Genomic DNA, 15,492 nt, shown 5'->3' on the forward strand with positions numbered 1-15,492 from the left:
GTGACTATCCGCAGCCTGATGCTGCGGAACCGGCCCTCAGGACTCACAAACCCATCCGCGCACAGCGCGGTGTCCAGAACCGACCTGCCAACGATACCCGATCGCCGCTGGGAAAGCGCCGGGCATCACTCGGCGGCGACGACGGCGCCGCTCCGGCATCCCACCGTGCGTCGAAATCCCGCGGAAACACGCGCCGCGTACCCTCGCCCCGTGACCAGCACCGTGTCGATCCGCATCGAAGCCCCGCGCCAGCCCGACATCGAGCGTCTGCTTGCCGGCAGCAGCGAGTACTCCTTCTCGCTCGGCTACCCGCCGGAGGCCTGCTTCCTGCTCGACGTCGGGCAGCTCGAGCAGCCGGGCGTGCGGCTCTTCGTCGCTCGCGACGGGTCGGGCACGGCGCTCGGTATCGCCGCGCTCGTCGAGGGTGGCCATGCGGACGACGAGCACGCGGCCGACTTCGCCGGGCGGGGCGAACTCAAGCGCATGTACGTCGACGAACGAGCCAGGGGGCTCGGCGTCGCCGGTCGCCTGCTCGACGCGGTCGAGGCGGATGCCGCGAGCCGAGGCATCCGGGAGCTCGTGCTCGAGACCGGCACCCTGCACCTGCCCGCCCAGGCGCTGTACGCGAAGCACGGCTACCGGGTGGTTCCGCTCTTCGGGCCGTACGTGGGCGAGGAGTACAGCATCTGCATGGCGAAGGCGCTGACTTCGCGTTCGGCCGACGCGGAGGTAGCATCGCTGCACCCCTGAACCCGGAGCCCCCGTGACCCGCACTCGATCCTCCGGCGGTCGCGGCGGGCGCACGCGCCTGGTGCTGGTCGCCGCTGCCGCCCTCGTCGGCCTCGCCGTGACCGGCATGCTCTCGGGCTTCCACCTGCCGCTGCAGCCGATCGAGCCCGACGCCGCGGAGTCCCGCAGCGAGCTCGCGAGCGTGGTGCCGATCGGCATCCGCACCTTCGAGGCACCGGCTGGGCTCGTCGTCGACGAGGACCTCCCGTACGGCGTGCGCGAGGACGGCACGCTGCTCACGCTCGACGTCTGCCGGCCTGCGGACGCGGTCGGGTCGGCGTCGAGCACGGAGGGGACGGATGCCGCGACGGGCGCACTGCCCGCGGTCGTCTCGATCCACGGCGGCAGCTGGGCCCGCGGCGACAAGGCGAACGCGGACTGGCGCAACGTCTGCCTGTGGCTCGCGAGCGAGGGCTTCGTCGCCGCCTCGGTGAACTACCGACTCGTGCCGGACGCCGTGTTCCCCGCACAGCTCGACGACGTGGCGCTCGCCGTCGAGTGGCTGCGGGAGCCCGAGCAGCTGGCGGAGTTCGGCATCGATCCCGGGCGCATCGGCGCCTTCGGCGGCTCGGCGGGCGGCAGCCTCGCCGCCCTGCTCGGCGCCCGCGGCGACGGCCCGCTCGACACCGGATCGCGGGTGGCGGCCGTCGCCGAGCTGTCCGGCCCGGTCGGGCTCACCGGGCCCGCCCTCGACACCGACGGCGCCTCCCCGTGGCTGCGGTCGATCGTGACCGACTACCTCGGCTGCGCCCCGGGGGACGCCGCGTGCGGGGCGGCGGCCGAGGCATCCGCGGCGACGCACCTGGATGCGAGCGATCCGCCGGTGTTCCTCGCCCAGTCGGATGCGGAGGTCATCCCGCTCGGGCAGCAGACCGCGTTCGTCGCGGCGCTCGAGGCGGCCGGGGTTCCCGTCGAGTCGCTCGTGGTGCCGGGATCGGCGCACTCGATCGGCATCCTCGACGCGCCGATGCGCGCACGGGTGGCGGCGTTCCTGCACGCGGCGCTCGACGGCGTGGTTCGCTGAGCCCGTCGAAGCGACAGCGGCGATCGCTTCGACAAGCTCAGCGAACCTGGATTGGTTCGCTGAGCCCGTCGAAGCGGACTCCTCGCTTCGACAAGCTCAGCGAACCACTTGCTACTCGCCGCCGATCATCGCCGCCCAGGGGTAGTTGAGCTGCACGGCGGCGGTCGGCGCCCCGGTCAGGCCCTTCCCGAGGAACACCGCGTTGTACGGCGTGTAGATCGGCAGCCACGTCGGGTCGTCGATCTCGATCGACTGGGCCGCGATGAGCGAGGCGGCCCGCTCGGCGTCGTCGGAGCTCGCCCGCGAGGCGTCGATCGCCTGGTCGAACTCCGCGTTCGACCATCCGGAGAGGTTGAAGAAGTTGTCGCTCTCCAGGTACTGGTAGATCTGCGTCGGGTCCGGGAAGTCGGTCTGCCAGAGCGAGAAGATCAGGTCGATGCCGTCGCGGGCGGCGGGGTCGCTGTAGAGCGCGTTGTAGCCGTCGGCGGGCAGCGAGGTGAGCTCCGCCTCGAGCCCGATCGCCTGCGCGGCGCGCTGCACCTCGGCGCCGATGATCGGCATCTCCGCCTGCGAGTTCGTCACCGCGATGGTGAGGGTCTCGCTCGGCACACCGGCCTCGGCGACGAGCGCCTTCGCCTCCTCGAGGCCGCCGGTCGCGTCGGCGATCTCCTGGTACGCCTGCTCGAAGTCTTCGCGGGCGAAGCCTCAGGTGCCGGGCGATGCGGGTGCGGCGAGCGGGTCGGCCGCTCCGGCGACGGCGGCGGCGATGATGCCCTCCCGGTCGATGCTCATCGCGAGTGCCTGCCGGATGCGCGGGTCGGCGAGCGCGCCGTCGAGCGAGGTCACCATGGCGACGTAGCTGCCGGAGGTGCGCCCGAAGGCGAGCGTGCCCTGACCGCCGCCCTGCAGACGTGCGAAGCCGGAGGCGGGGACGCCCCAGGTGCCGTCGACCTCGCCGGAGAGCAGCGCGTTCACCCGCGCGGCGGGGTCGCGCACGAAGGAGAAGTCGACCTCGGCGACGAGCGAGGGCAGCGAGTCGTCCCAGTAGTCGTCGAAGCGTTCGAGGGTGATCGCCTCACCGGCCCGCCAGGAGGCGAGCGAGTACGGCCCGGTGCAGTCGAGGTCGGAGCCGGGGGTGCCGAAGTCGGTGCCCTGCGCCTCGGTCGACGCCCGGTTCACGATGCGGCCGGCGCCGGTGGCGAGCGCCTGCGACAGCGTCTGGTCGGGTGCCGTGAGCGTGATCGTGACCTGATTCGGCGCGGTCGCGACGATGTCGGCGACGTTCGCGTACACGGCGGTGTGGAACGAGCCGAGGTCGTCGCTGCGCGAGCGGTTCAGGCTGTAGACGACGTCGTCCGCCGTGAGCGGCGCCCCGCTGTGGAACCTCACCCCGTCGCGGAGGGTGTAGACGAGCGTCAGCGGGTCGGGCTGCTTGAACGACTCGGCGAGCGCGGGCTCGATCGTGAAGTCCGGCGTGATGCGCATGAGGCTCTCGCAGACGTTCGCGAGCACCTCCATCGGCGGGAAGTCGTTCGGGTAGATGGGGTCGAGCGAGGACGGCTCGGCGTAGAGCGCCCAGTCGAGGCGGTCCACCTCGCTCGTCGGGACGGGCAGCGACTCGGTGAGCTCGGGCGTCGTCCCCTTCGAGGGGGACGGGCCGGCGGCGGTGCAGCCGGCGAGGAGCACGGCGGCGGCGAGGGCGGCGGCGCCCCCGGCCAGTCGCGGCGTGCGGCGGGACATCGACATTGATCTCTCCTTGCGGGGGATGCGGGACGGCGGAACCGTCACGCGAGCTGACGGAGGAAGGTGCGGCGGTCCCGGGAGACCTGATCGGGGTCCCATCCGGGTCTGGGCACGCTGCTGAGGAGCAGGCGCGTGTACGGGTGCTGCGGATCGCGCAGCACCCGGCTCGTCTCGCCCGACTCGACCACCTCGCCGCGGAACATCACGATGAGCTCCTCGGTGATCGAGCGGACGACCTCGAGGTCGTGGCTGACGAAGACGATGGCGACCCCGGTGTCGGCGCGGATGCGCGCGAGCAGCCGGAGGATCTGCGCCTGCACCGAGACGTCGAGCGCGCTCGTCGCCTCGTCGAGGAGCAGGAGGCGCGGGGATGCCGCGAGCGCCCGGGCGATCGCGACGCGCTGCCGCTGCCCGCCGGAGAGCTCGCGGGGCAGGGCGCGCCGGGCCCGTTCGGGCAGGTCGACCTGGTCGAGCACCTCGCGGCGGCGGGCGGTGCGGGCCGCGCCGCGGAGGCCGCCGTGCAGGGTGATGATCTCGTCGATCGCCTCCTCGGGGGTCTGCCGCGGGTCGAGGCTCTGGTACGGGTCCTGGAAGACCATCTGCATGATGCCGGCGCGCTCGTGCCGGGCCCGCCGCGAGGTGCGCGCCTCGAGTTCGGTGCCGGCGACGACGATGCGCCCGGCGTCGGCCTGCTCGATGCCGGTGATGAGCCGGGAGAGGGTGGTCTTGCCGGAGCCGGACTCGCCGACGACGCCGAGGGAGCCGCCCTGGGCGAGCTCGAAGGAGACGTCGGTGACGGCCTTCACCCGACCGTGGTCGTAGCTCTTGCTCAGCCCTTCGACGGTGAGGATGCTCACGCGGCGCCTCCGATCGGCGTGGGCGCCTCGGCGTCGAGCCTGGAGGGCATCGCGTCGAGGAGCTTGCGGGTGTACGGGTGCTCGGGTCGTTCGAAGACGTCGAGGGCGCGGCCCTGCTCGACGACGACGCCGGACTGCATGACGTGGATGCGGTCGCAGCTCGCTGCGGCGAGGTCGAGGTCGTGGGTGACGAACACGATCGCGAGGCCGCGCTCTTCGCGGAGGCGGCGCAGCAGGCCCATGATCTCGGCCTGCGTGGTGACGTCGAGCGCGGTGGTGGCCTCGTCGGCGAGGAGCAGCCGGGGTTCGGTGGAGAGCGCCGAGGCGATCATCACGCGCTGCAGCATGCCGCCCGAGAGCTCGTGCGGGTAGCGGTCGGCGAGCGTCTCCGGATCGGGCAGGCCGACCTCGTCGAGAAGCGACACGACCTGCTGCGCCGCGCGGGTGCGGCTCCAGCCGCGGGTGCGGCGCAGGCCGTCGGCGACGAACGCGCCGATGCGCTGGTACGGGTTCACGTGGGCGCGCGGGTCTTGGAAGATCATCGCGGCGACCTCGCGGCGCACCCGCAGCACCTCGCGGCGTCCGGCGCCGACGAGCTCGCGCCCGGCGACCCGCACCGAACCGGTGAGCCGGGCGCCCTTCGGTGCGAGGCCGACGGCGGCGCGGAGCGTCATCGACTTGCCCGAACCGGACTCGCCGACGAGGCCGACGATCTCGCCTGCGGCGCAGCTGAGGCCGACACCGTCGAGGATGCGCACGGCGGTCTCTCCGGCGCCGACGTCGAGGCGGAGGTCATCGATCGCGAGCACCGCGGCATCCACCTGCTGGTTCGATCCGCTCATGCGCTCGTCCTCCTCACGCGTTCGGCGATGCCCTCGCCCAGCAGGCTGAAGCTGACGACGGCGATGACGATGACGACGCCGGGCGCGAGCGCCGGGGCCGGCGAGCCCTGGATCAGGGCGGCCTGGCCCGCGGCGACCATGGCGCCCCAGTCGGCTTCGGGCGGCTGCACGCCGAAGCCGAGGAAGGAGAGGCCGGCGAGGTCGATCATGGCGTAGCCGAAGCACAGCGTCGCCTGGGCCAGCACGAACGGGGCGATGTTCGGCACGAGGTGCAGCGAGGTGATCCGCCAGGCCGACATGCCCTGCAGTTCGAGCGCCCGGATGTACGGCGTCTGCCGCTCGGCGAGTGCGACGCTCCGGGTCGTGCGCGCCATGTACGGGATGTACGCGACGGCGAGCGCGACCACGGTCGAGGCGAGGCCGGGGCCGAAGACCGCGACGATCAGGATGGCGAGCAGCACGCCGGGGAACGCGAAGAGGATCTCGACGAAGCGCGAGGCGGTCGCGTCGACCCACCCGCCGCGCCAGGCCGACAGCACGCCCACGGTCACGCCGATGAGGGTCGAGCCGAGCACGACGCCGAGCGGGCCGAGGAGCGAGATCCGTGCGCCCCAGATGACCCGGGAGAGCACGTCGCGGCCGGCCTCGTCGGTGCCGAGCAGGTGGGCCGCCGACGGCGGCTGCAGGGCGTCGATGAGGGAGACCTGGTTGGGATCGTACGGCGCGATGACGGGCGCGAGGATCGCGACGAGCACGAGCACGCCGAGCGCGATGACGGCGGCGAGCGTGAGCGCGTTGCCGCGGTGGCGGATGGCGAGCCAGGAGCGCCGCGTGAGCAGGTGCGTCGAGCGCGTCTCGGTGGTGGGGAGCGTCACCGTGCGCCTCCCTTCGCCCGGGCGCGGGGTTCGAGCACCGGGTAGAGCAGGTCGACGACGAGGTTCGAGAGCACGAACACGGCGACGATGATGAGGATCACGGCCTGCACGACGGGGAAGTCCTTCACGTTGACGGCCTGCACGAGCAGCGAGCCGATGCCGTTCAGGCCGAACACCGTCTCGACGATCGTGGTCGTCACGAGCAGGCCGGAGATGACGAGGCCGGCGAGGGTCACGACGGGCACGATGCCGCCGCGGAACGCCTGCCCCCACACCACGCGCGAGGAGGAGAAGCCGCGCACCCTGGCCGTCTCGACGTACTCCTTGCCGAGGGCGCCGATCATCGAGGTGCGCGTGGTTCTCAGCACGAGCGCGGCGGAGGAGAGTGCGAGGGCGACCGCCGGCAGGGTCAGATGCCAGAGCCGGTCGCCGAAGCCCTCCCCCGCCCCGAACGCCGGGAACCAGCCGAGCGTCACCGCGAACAGCGAGGTGAGCGCCATCGCGACGACGAACGACGGGGTGGCCATCGCGACCGTGCTGACGACGATCGCCGTGCCGTCGACGCCGCCGCGCTTTACCGCGGCGAGGACGCCGACGAGCACGCCGATCACGAGGATCAGCACCGCGGCGTAGCCGACGAGCAGCGCCGTCGTCGGCACCCGGCTCGCGATGAGCTCGGAGACCGGCTGGCGGAACTGGATGGAGAGGCCGAAGTCGCCCTGCACGACGCCGCCGAGCCACAGCACGTACTGCGACAGGAACGGCTCGTCGAGGTGGTACTGGTCGCGGATCGCCTGCAGCGTCTCCGCCGTCACCGAGTTGCCGCGCACGAGGAAGGACTCGGGCGAGCCGGGCGCGAGGTACATGGCCCCGAAGACGATGAAGGAGGTCGCGAGGAGCACGAGGGCGAGGGAGCCGACGCGCCGCGCGAGCGGGAGCAGCCAGGCGCTCATCCGGCGGCCCCGATCATCGCCGCCCACGGCGAGTGCAGCTGCACGTAGGAGGCCGGGGCCCCGGTGGCGCGGGCGTTCAGGAACATCGTGTTGTAGGGCGCGTAGAGCGGGATCCAGAGCGACTCGTCGACGACGATCCGCTGCGCCTCGACGATGGATGCCGCACGCTCGGCGGGGTCGGACTGAGTGCCCGCCTGCGCGATGAGGGCGTCGTAGTCGGGGTTCGAGAAGCCGAAGAAGTTGTAGAAGTTGCCCGTCTCGAAGTAGCGGTACATCTGCAGCGGGTCGGCGAAGTCGGTGCCCCAGGCGGTGAGGTAGAGGTCGATGCCCTTCCGCGCCTCGGCGTCGGTGTAGACGGCGTAGTACTGGTCGACGGGCACCGAGCTGATCTCGACGTCGAGGCCGATCTTGGCGGCGGCCGATTGGATCTCGGCGCCGATCACGGGCGTCTGCGCCTCGGCGCTCGTCGTGGCGAGCACGATCGGCTCGGTGGGCGCCGTGGTGGTGGCGAGCAGTTCCTTCGCGGCATCCAGGTCGAGGGTCGCCGAGTCGATGTCGTCCCAGGCGGCCCGGAAGGCGTCGCGCTCGTAGCCCCAGGTGCCGGGCACCGCGGGGGCGCGCTGCTCCTGGCCGGCGCCGGCGATGGCGACGTCGATGATGGCCTGCCGGTCGATGACCATGGAGAGGGCCTCGCGCACGACGGGGTCGGCGAGGGGGCCGGTGGGGTCCATCACGATCGCGTTGTAGCCCTGCGTGCTCGGCCCGTAGTAGACGGTGCCGACGCCGCTGCCCGAGAGCCGGGTGATCGCCGAGGGGGCGACGTCCCAGGTGCCGTCGAGCGAGCCGGAGAGCAGGCCGTTCACGACCGCGGCGGGGTCGCGCACGATGGCGAACTCCACGGTCTCGGTCTTGGCGCGCAGCTCGGCGTCGAAGTAGTCGTCGTCGCGGACGAGGGTGATCGTCTGCCCGGAGTCCCAGCGGTCGAACTCGTACGGGCCGATGCAGTTCACGCCGCCCTGGGGTGTGCCGTAGCGCTCGCCGAGCTCCTGCACGGTGGCGGCGCGCTCGACGATGCCGGCGGGGCTCGACAGGTAGGCGTTGAACAGCTCGTCGGGGGCGCTCAGGGTGACGGTGACCTCGAGCGGCCCGGTGGCGTCGATCGAGGCGACGTTCGCGAACGCGCCGGACCAGAACGAGCCGGCGGCGGGGTCGAGGTGCCGCTGCAGACTGAAGACGACGTCGTCGGCGGTCAGCGGCGAGCCGTCGTGGAACCTCGCCCCGTCGCGCAGGGTGTAGACCCAGGTGGTGGGGTCGGGGTGGTCGAACGACTCGGCGAGCGCGGGCTCGAGCGAGAGGTCCGGAGCGAGGCGCAGCAGGCCCTCGCAGACGTTCGCGAGGATCGAGCCGGTGGTGTTGTCGGCGTTGTAGATCCAGTCGAGCGAGGCCGGTTCGCTGGAGACGGCCCAGGTGATGCGGTCGAGCTCGCCGGTCGGGGCCGGGGTGAGTTCGACGACGTCGACCGCCGCCGGGTCGGAGCGTTCGGGGGCCGCGGGCGACGCGCACCCGGCGAGGACCACGACGGCTGCCGCGCCTCCTGCGATCATGGCCCGTCGGGCGGCCTTGGCTGTGCGCCTCATCACTGCTCCTCACCTCGTCGTGGGTACGTGCGATCGACGGCGTTCCGGGTGCGGTCGGGGGGTTCCGCCTGCGGTGGCCGATGGGGGCCGTCTGCGGATGAGTAAACACGGCGGCGCGGATCGCTGTCAAGCAAATGGAACGTTCTTTTTTTCGAATGTAACGTTCCTTTTCGTCTCGGCATGAGCTACCGTGAGGTCCGGCGACGACGTGGTCCGGTGGCTTCCCGGCACGTCGAATCCGTGATGCGAAGGAGCGAGACGTGAGCCAACCGTGGATCCTGATCACCGGCAACGGCGGGTTCGGCGACACCGCCGAACGCACCGACCTGCGCTACCCGGTCAACCCGAGTTCCGAGCTCGCCGCCGAGCTCGACGGCGAGACCGTGGCCGGGCACCTGCTGGTCGGCCGGAGCCTCGCCTGGCACCGTCATCCCGCCGAGGCGCTCGCGCCGATCCTCGACGAGGCCGCCACGCCGCCCGCCGTCATCCTCTCCACGGGCGTGTTCTCCGGGCGCAGCACCGTCTCGATCGAGCGCATCGCCGCGAACGTGCAGGACTTCCAGTTCGCCGACGACGACGGCTACCGCCCGGCCGGCGACCCCGTCTACGCCGACGGCCCCACCGCCTACCTCGCGACGCTGCCCATCAAGGCCATCACGCACGCGATCCGCGAACGCGGCATCCCCGCCCTCCTCTCGAACTCCGCGTCCACGCACGGCTGCAACGCGGTGATGTACACCGCCCTGCACCTCGTGGCCGAGCGGGGGCTCACGAGCCGTGCCGGATTCATCCATCTGCCCGACACCCCCGGCCACGTCGCGAGCATCGGCAGCAACGGCCCGAGCATGGACCTCCGCCTCCAGGCCGAGGCCGTGCGGATCGCCGCCGCGGCCGCGATCGCGAACCCCGACGCCGACCTCGACGTCCCGGCGAACGAGTGGGAGTGGTGAGCGGGATGGCACCGAGCGCCCCCGCCCTCCTCGTCGCCGGCGCCGCGCTGCACGGTCGCCCCGGCACGCACGACGTGCTCCTCCGGGATGGCGCCGTCGCCGCCATCGAAGCGAGCGGCTCCATCGGCGCGGTCGCTCTCGCCGAGTGGGCCGACCGCGCCGGCGCCGAACGGCTCGACGCTCGCGGCGGCCTGCTCGCCCGCGCCTTCGTCGAACCGCACCTGCACCCCGACAAGTCGTTCAGCCTCTCCGAGCTCGACCCCGCCGAGGCATCCGGGCTCGACCACTTCGCCCGCTCCAGCCGCATCAAGGCCGGCTTCACGCCCGAGCGGGTCGCCCGCCGCGCCCGCCGGGCGTTCGAGCTCGCCGTCGCGAACGGCGTCACCCGGCTGCGCGCGAACATCGACATCGACTTCATCGCCGGGCTCCGCGGCTTCGAGGGCGTGCTGCAGGCGCGCGAGGAGGTGCGCGGCATCCTCGACGTCGACCTCGTCGCCTTCCCGCAGGAGGGGCTCGGCCGCGACCCCGGCGCGCTCCCGCTGCTCCGCGAGGCACTGCGCTCGGGCGCGGACCTCGTCGGCGGCTGGCCCAACGTCGAGGAGGGGGATGCCGAGCAGCGCGCCCACGTGCGCACCGTGTTCGAGCTCGCCGAGGAGTTCGACGTCGACGTCGACATCCACGCCGACTGCTGGCTCGACGAGCGCGAGCGCATGCTCGAGGTCGTCGCCGACGAGACCATCGCCCGCGGCTACCAGGGCCGCGTGCTCGCGAGCCACTGCTGCGGCATCGAGCGCTACTCCGAGGAGGACGCCCGCCGCGTCGCCGCCCGGATCGCCGAGGCCGACGTGCGCGTCGCGATCATCCCGCTGAACCTCGTCGACGGCGGCCCGCGCGGACTCTCCCGCCCGCACGAGCTGCGCCGCGCCGGCGCCGAGCTCGTCGTCGGCAGCGACAATCTCAACGACGGCTGGTACCCGCTCGGCACGCTGAGCCCGCTCGACCGCGCCTACATGACCCTCGTCGGCGGCGGCTACGGCGACGACGACGTCGACCTCGTCTGGCACATGGTCGCCGCGGGCGCGGCGCACGCGCTCGACGATCGCGGCCGGGCGGATGCCGAGGCCTGGCGCGGCCCGGACGTGACGGCGGGCATGCCCGCCGACCTGGTGCTGCTCGGCGCCCGCGACCGGCTCGAGGCGCTCCGCCGCCCGGGCGGCCCGCTCACCACGATCAAGGCGGGACGCATCGTCGCCCGGCGGAGCGTCGACGAGGCGATCGCCGGAGCCGGAGCCGACGCCCGGCTCGCGGCGGGGGCCGGCGCATGAGCCGCGCCGAGCTCGCGGTCATCGGTGAGCGCGTGCTCGTCGGCGGCGAGCTGGTGCCCGCCACGGTGCTCGTCGAGGGCGGCCGGATCACGGCCGTGCGCCGCGGGGCCGACCGCGAGGTCGACGCCGAGCGCGTCTTCGACGCCGGCGACGACGTCGTCTCCCCCGGCTTCGTCGACCTGCACGTGCACTTCGACAACCCCGGCGACGACCTCGCCGCCGACTACCGCATCGGCACGGCGAACGCCGCGCTCGGCGGCTGCACCTTCGTCATCGAGCATCCCTTCACGACCCCGCCGACGACGACCGCCGAGCGCTTCGCGGCGAAGTCCGAGCTCGGCGCGCACGGCGCGATCGTCGACTTCGGCCTGTGGGGCGCGCTCACCGGGCCCGGCCTCGGCGAACTCGGCGGGCAGCGCGAGCTCGGCGCCCCCGGCTTCAAGGCCTTCCTCCCCGAGAACGACATGGACTACCCCTCGGCGAGCGACGACGACCTCCGCCAGGGGCTCGCCGAGACCGCGCGGCACGGCGGGCTCGTGCTCGTGCACGCCGAGGACCGCGAGGGGCTGAGCGCCCGCATCGCCACCGAGCGCGCCGCCGGCCGCACCGACTACGCCGCCGTGCTCGCGGCCCGCAGCCCCGAACTCGAGCTCGACGCCGTGCGCCGCGTGCTCGCCATCGCCGAGGAGACCGGCGGGGCCGTGCACTTCGTGCACCTCTCGCTGCCCGAGGCGGTCGACCTCGTGACCGCGGCGCGGGACCGCGGCGTCGCCGCGAGCTGCGAGGTCACCGCCCACCACCTGCTGCTCGACGCCGAGGACTTCCTCCGACTCGGCTGGACCGCGCTCTGTGCGCCGCCGCTGCGCGCCCGGCCCGCGGTCGAGGGGATGTGGCAGCGGCTCCGCGACGGGGCGATCGACGCCGTCGTCTCGGACCACTGCGTCTACTCCCTCGCCGACAAGGCCGTCGCCGAGCACGACGCGCTCGGCGGGCCGTTCGGCATCCAGAGCGCCCGTGAGTTCGCCCCGCTCTTCCTCGACGAGGCCCTGCGGCGCGGCTGGATGCTGCCCGAGGCGCTCGCCCTCGTCACGAGCCGACCCGCCGAGCGCTGCGGCGCCGCGCCCGCGAAGGGGCGCATCGCGCCCGGCGCGGACGCCGACCTCGCGGTGCTGCAGCTCGGCCCGGCCCGGCCCGTGCAGGCGTCGGGCCAGTTCGGCCCGGACCCCTGGTCGCCCTACGAGGGCCGGCCGAGCACCGTCCGGGTGCGCGCGACCGTCGCCCGCGGCGAGTTCGTCGTGCTCGACGGCGGGCTCGTCACCGACCACGGCCCCGGCGCCTTCGTGCCGCTCGCGGTCCCCGCGCCCGCGAGGAGCTCCGCGTGAGCGGGGCGGCCGCGAGCAGCGCCGCGTCCGGGCTCCGGCGCCCGAGCGCGCTGCCGCCCGTCAGTGACGCCGACCTCGACCGCGGGGCGCGCGAGCTCATCGACACCTGCCTCGCCGTCGGTTCCGGCGACCGGGTGCTCGTCATCTCGGACGACGCGACCCGCGGGCTCGCCGAGCACATCGTCGCCGCGGCGGCCCGCGTCACCGACGACGCCAGGCTGCACCTCGTGCCCGGACTCGACGACGACTACCCGGCCGCCTTCGCCGAGATCGAGCGCGCGATCACCGGGCACCGGCCGACCGTGACGGCGTTCGCCGCGCGCGACGGCGACGACCGCCTCGCCTGGGACGAGCGCTTCTGGGCCCTCCTCGACACCGTGGGCGCCAGGCACGCCCAGCTCACCGCGCTCGACCGGCCGAGCCTCGGCATCGGTCTCGCCGCCGACTACCGCGAAGTGGCCCGCTTCAGCGGGCTCGTCCGCGAACGGCTCACCGGCGCGACGACCGCCGAGGTGCGCAACGCCCTCGGCACGGACATCCGCTTCACCCTCGACCCGGCCCGGCCGTGGACCGCGTTCACGGGGCTTTACCACGCCGCCGGCGAGGGCGGCCGACTGCCGCAGGGCGAGGTGTTCTGCTCCCCGGTCGGCGCCGACGGCGTGATCGCGGCGAGCGTGCTCGGCTACCCCTTCAACGCCTCGACCGGCCTGCTCGCCGATCCCGTGCGCTTCGAGGTGCGCGGCGGCCGGCTCGTCGCGCTCGACCACCCCGACGCGGAGCTCGCCGCACGCCTCCGCGCCTGGTTCGGCCGCGACGAGCACGCCGGCCGCATCGGCGAGTTCGCCGTCGGCACCAATCGCGCCTGCACGGCGCTCAGCGGCACCCTGCTCTTCGACGAGAACGTCCCCGGCTGCCACATCGCCCTCGGCCACCCCTTCGGCGACTACACCGGGGCGCACTGGCACTCCGAGGTGCACGTCGACCTCGTCGTCGAACGCCCCACCATCACCGTCGACGGGGCACCGCTCCTCGTCGACGGCCGCTACCCCGACCCCCTTCCGGCCGATTGGAGCCCCGAGTGACGAGCTACCGCAACGACTACCTGAGCGCGAGCCGCGGCCGCGTCGGCGACCGCTACTACCTGATGACGCCCGACACGATGGTCGAGAACACGCTGCCGGGCCTGCCGCCCTACGCCGCCACCGTGCTCGCCGCCCCGCAGGGCAGCCCCGCCCGCTTCGGCCAGTACCTGCTGCAGCTCGACGCCGGCGCCGCGAGCACGCTCCCGCAGGGCGCGGGCTTCGAGAACTTCCTCATCGCGCTCGGCGGCGGGCTCCGCGTGCGCTCCGCCGGCGAGGAATGGCTGCTCGAAAACGGCGGCTACCTCTTCCTCCCGGAGGGCCGCACCTTCGAGCTCGAGGCGGTCGCGGCATCCCGCGCCCTCTGGGTGAAGAAACGCTACCTCGCCGTCGAGGGCGTCGAGGCGCCGCCCGTCGTCTCCGGCCGGCTCGGCGACATCGTCGGCATCGACGACGACGGCATCGACGGCAGCTACGGACAGCTGCTGCCCGACGACGAGCGCTTCGACCTCGCGATGAACGTCATGCGCTTCCAGGGCGGCGCCCGGTTCCGCATGGTCGAGATCCACCACCAGGAGCACGGCCTCTATCTCCTCGAGGGCGGCGGCGTGTACCACCTCGACGGCGAGCACGTCGACGTGCAGCAGGACGACTTCATCTACATGGCGCCGTACTGCACGCAGGCGTTCACCGCGACCGGCCCCGAGGCATCCGCCTACCTGCTCTACAAGGATGTGAACCGCGATGGCTTCTGAGACGACCGCCGACCTCGTCGTGCGCGGCGCCCGGCTCGACCGGGACGCCGCGGGCGGCGGTGCGCCCGCCGGCGCGCTCGTGGACGTCGTCGTGCGCGACGGCGCGATCACCGCGATCGGGCCGGATGCCGCGACCGGAACAACGGCGACCGAGGTGATCGACGCCGACGGCGGCCTCGTGACCACCCCGTTCGTCGAACCGCACAGCCACCCCGACAAGGTCTACAGCCGGCAGCGGATCGCCGAGCTCGGGCTTGTCGCCCACGGCCCGCGGCCCGTGCTCATGCAGCGCCAGCGCGACCTCAAGGCGGCGTTCACCGTCGACGACGTCGCCGATCGCGCCGGCCGCTTCCTCCGCGCCTCGGCGCTCGAGGGCGTCGGCCTCATCGCCGGGCAGGCCGACATCGACTCGATCACGGGGCTCGCCTCCGTGGAGGGCGTGCTGCGCGCCCGAGCCGAGTGCGACGGCGTGATCGAGACGGTCGTCACCGCGTTCCCGCAGGAGGGCATGGTCGGCGACGCGCGCGCCTACGGGCTCGTCGCCGAGGCCCTCGCGATGGGTGCCGACCGCGTCGGCGGCTGGCCCAACAACGAGGCCGACGACGAGGCCCGGCTCACGCACCTCCGGCTCGTCTTCGAACTCGCCGAACGGTTCGGCCGCCCCATCGACATCAACGTCGACTACTTCACCGACCCGAGCGAGCGCATGCTCGAACCGCTCGCCGAGCTCACCATCGCGTACGGCATGCAGGGGCTCGTCAACGCGAACCACGTCGGCGCCCTCGAGACCTACGCCGACGACGACGACGCCCGGGTAATCGAGAAGGTCGCCGCGGCCGGCATCGCCATCACCGTCTGCCCGTCGAACCTGCAGAGCTCGTACCCGTACCGCGGCGTCTCGCGGCCGAACGAGCTGCTGGACGCCGGGGTGACCGTGACGATCGGCACGGGCAACCACGAGGACAACTGGGAGTCGCTCGGCACCCTCGATCCGCTCGAACGGGCCCGCTTCGCGTGGCACGCGCTGCCGCTCGCCGACCGCGCGGGCGAGGGCGTGGACGACGCCTGGCGGATGGTGACGAGCTCGGCCCGCGCCGCCGTCGGCCGACCGGCCCCGCGGCTCGAGGCGGGCGCGGAGGCCTCTTTCGTCGTGCTCGCCGCGGGCGACCGCCTGCACGCGCTCCGCAACGAGGCCGGGTCGCGCTGGACGGTGCGCCGCGGCGCGCTCGTCGCGTCGCGCCGCGTCAGCACCGAGCTCGTCTACAGTTGATGGCGTTCCCC

At 73.3% G+C, this 15,492-nt stretch carries 13 protein-coding genes and 1 pseudogene; 8 read left to right on the forward strand and 6 right to left on the reverse strand.

Features of this window, described 5'->3' with window-relative positions:
- Positions 1 to 210 precede the first annotated feature (210 nt).
- Positions 211 to 750 (forward strand): GNAT family N-acetyltransferase, encoded by a 540-nt coding sequence (locus M3147_RS17885; RefSeq protein ID WP_251204767.1) that lies wholly within the window; start codon positions 211 to 213, stop codon positions 748 to 750.
- A gap of 13 nt (positions 751 to 763) precedes the next feature.
- Positions 764 to 1,813 (forward strand): alpha/beta hydrolase, encoded by a 1,050-nt coding sequence (locus M3147_RS17890; RefSeq protein ID WP_251204768.1) that lies wholly within the window; start codon positions 764 to 766, stop codon positions 1,811 to 1,813.
- Between the two features lie 111 nt (positions 1,814 to 1,924).
- On the opposite strand, the pseudogene M3147_RS17895 reads toward M3147_RS17890, so the two are convergent.
- The 6 genes and pseudogenes from M3147_RS17895 to M3147_RS17920 form a co-directional block, all read right to left on the reverse strand.
- A pseudogene (locus M3147_RS17895) lies at positions 1,925 to 3,655 on the reverse strand (ABC transporter substrate-binding protein).
- Positions 3,598 to 4,413 carry an ABC transporter ATP-binding protein gene (locus M3147_RS17900; RefSeq protein ID WP_251204769.1) on the reverse strand — a complete coding sequence of 272 codons (816 nt, stop codon included), beginning with the start codon at positions 4,411 to 4,413 and terminating at the stop codon, positions 3,598 to 3,600. The pseudogene M3147_RS17895 and the gene M3147_RS17900 overlap by 58 nt, the downstream one beginning before the upstream one ends.
- Positions 4,410 to 5,255 (reverse strand): ABC transporter ATP-binding protein, encoded by an 846-nt coding sequence (locus M3147_RS17905; RefSeq protein WP_251204770.1) that lies wholly within the window; start codon positions 5,253 to 5,255, stop codon positions 4,410 to 4,412. Before M3147_RS17905 ends, M3147_RS17900 begins: the two co-directional genes overlap by 4 nt.
- Entirely contained in the window at positions 5,252 to 6,130 is an 879-nt protein-coding gene (locus M3147_RS17910; RefSeq protein ID WP_251204771.1) for an ABC transporter permease, read from the reverse strand. Before M3147_RS17910 ends, M3147_RS17905 begins: the two co-directional genes overlap by 4 nt.
- The gene (locus M3147_RS17915) at positions 6,127 to 7,083 is read right to left on the reverse strand and encodes an ABC transporter permease (RefSeq protein WP_251204772.1); all 957 of its coding nucleotides are present in this window, start codon (positions 7,081 to 7,083) and stop codon (positions 6,127 to 6,129) included. Before M3147_RS17915 ends, M3147_RS17910 begins: the two co-directional genes overlap by 4 nt.
- Entirely contained in the window at positions 7,080 to 8,720 is a 1,641-nt protein-coding gene (locus M3147_RS17920; protein WP_251204773.1) for an ABC transporter substrate-binding protein, read from the reverse strand. Before M3147_RS17920 ends, M3147_RS17915 begins: the two co-directional genes overlap by 4 nt.
- 260 nt (positions 8,721 to 8,980) lie before the next feature.
- On the opposite strand from M3147_RS17920, the gene M3147_RS17925 reads away from it, so the two are divergent.
- The 6 genes from M3147_RS17925 to M3147_RS17950 are packed head-to-tail and all read left to right on the forward strand — an operon-like array spanning position 8,981 to position 15,481.
- Positions 8,981 to 9,670: a pyroglutamyl-peptidase I family protein gene (locus M3147_RS17925; RefSeq protein ID WP_251204774.1), complete on the forward strand. Its 690-nt coding sequence runs from the start codon at positions 8,981 to 8,983 to the stop codon at positions 9,668 to 9,670.
- A gap of 5 nt (positions 9,671 to 9,675) precedes the next feature.
- Positions 9,676 to 10,995, forward strand: coding sequence for an amidohydrolase family protein (locus tag M3147_RS17930; RefSeq protein ID WP_251204775.1), 1,320 nt, complete (start codon positions 9,676 to 9,678; stop codon positions 10,993 to 10,995).
- Positions 10,992 to 12,377 carry a dihydroorotase gene (locus M3147_RS17935; protein WP_251204776.1) on the forward strand — a complete coding sequence of 462 codons (1,386 nt, stop codon included), beginning with the start codon at positions 10,992 to 10,994 and terminating at the stop codon, positions 12,375 to 12,377. The genes M3147_RS17930 and M3147_RS17935 overlap by 4 nt, the downstream gene beginning before the upstream one ends.
- Positions 12,374 to 13,459, forward strand: a complete 1,086-nt coding sequence (locus M3147_RS17940) for an aminopeptidase (protein WP_251204777.1) — start codon at positions 12,374 to 12,376, stop codon at positions 13,457 to 13,459. The genes M3147_RS17935 and M3147_RS17940 overlap by 4 nt, the downstream gene beginning before the upstream one ends.
- A complete protein-coding gene (gene allE, locus M3147_RS17945) occupies positions 13,456 to 14,211 on the forward strand; it encodes a (S)-ureidoglycine aminohydrolase (RefSeq protein WP_251204778.1) in 756 nt (251 codons plus the stop codon). The genes M3147_RS17940 and allE overlap by 4 nt, the downstream gene beginning before the upstream one ends.
- Entirely contained in the window at positions 14,201 to 15,481 is a 1,281-nt protein-coding gene (locus M3147_RS17950; protein ID WP_251204779.1) for an amidohydrolase family protein, read from the forward strand. Before allE ends, M3147_RS17950 begins: the two co-directional genes overlap by 11 nt.
- Positions 15,482 to 15,492 lie beyond the last annotated feature (11 nt).

This window comes from Agromyces mediolanus (assembly GCF_023715325.1).
GTDB lineage: Bacteria > Actinomycetota > Actinomycetes > Actinomycetales > Microbacteriaceae > Agromyces > Agromyces mediolanus_A.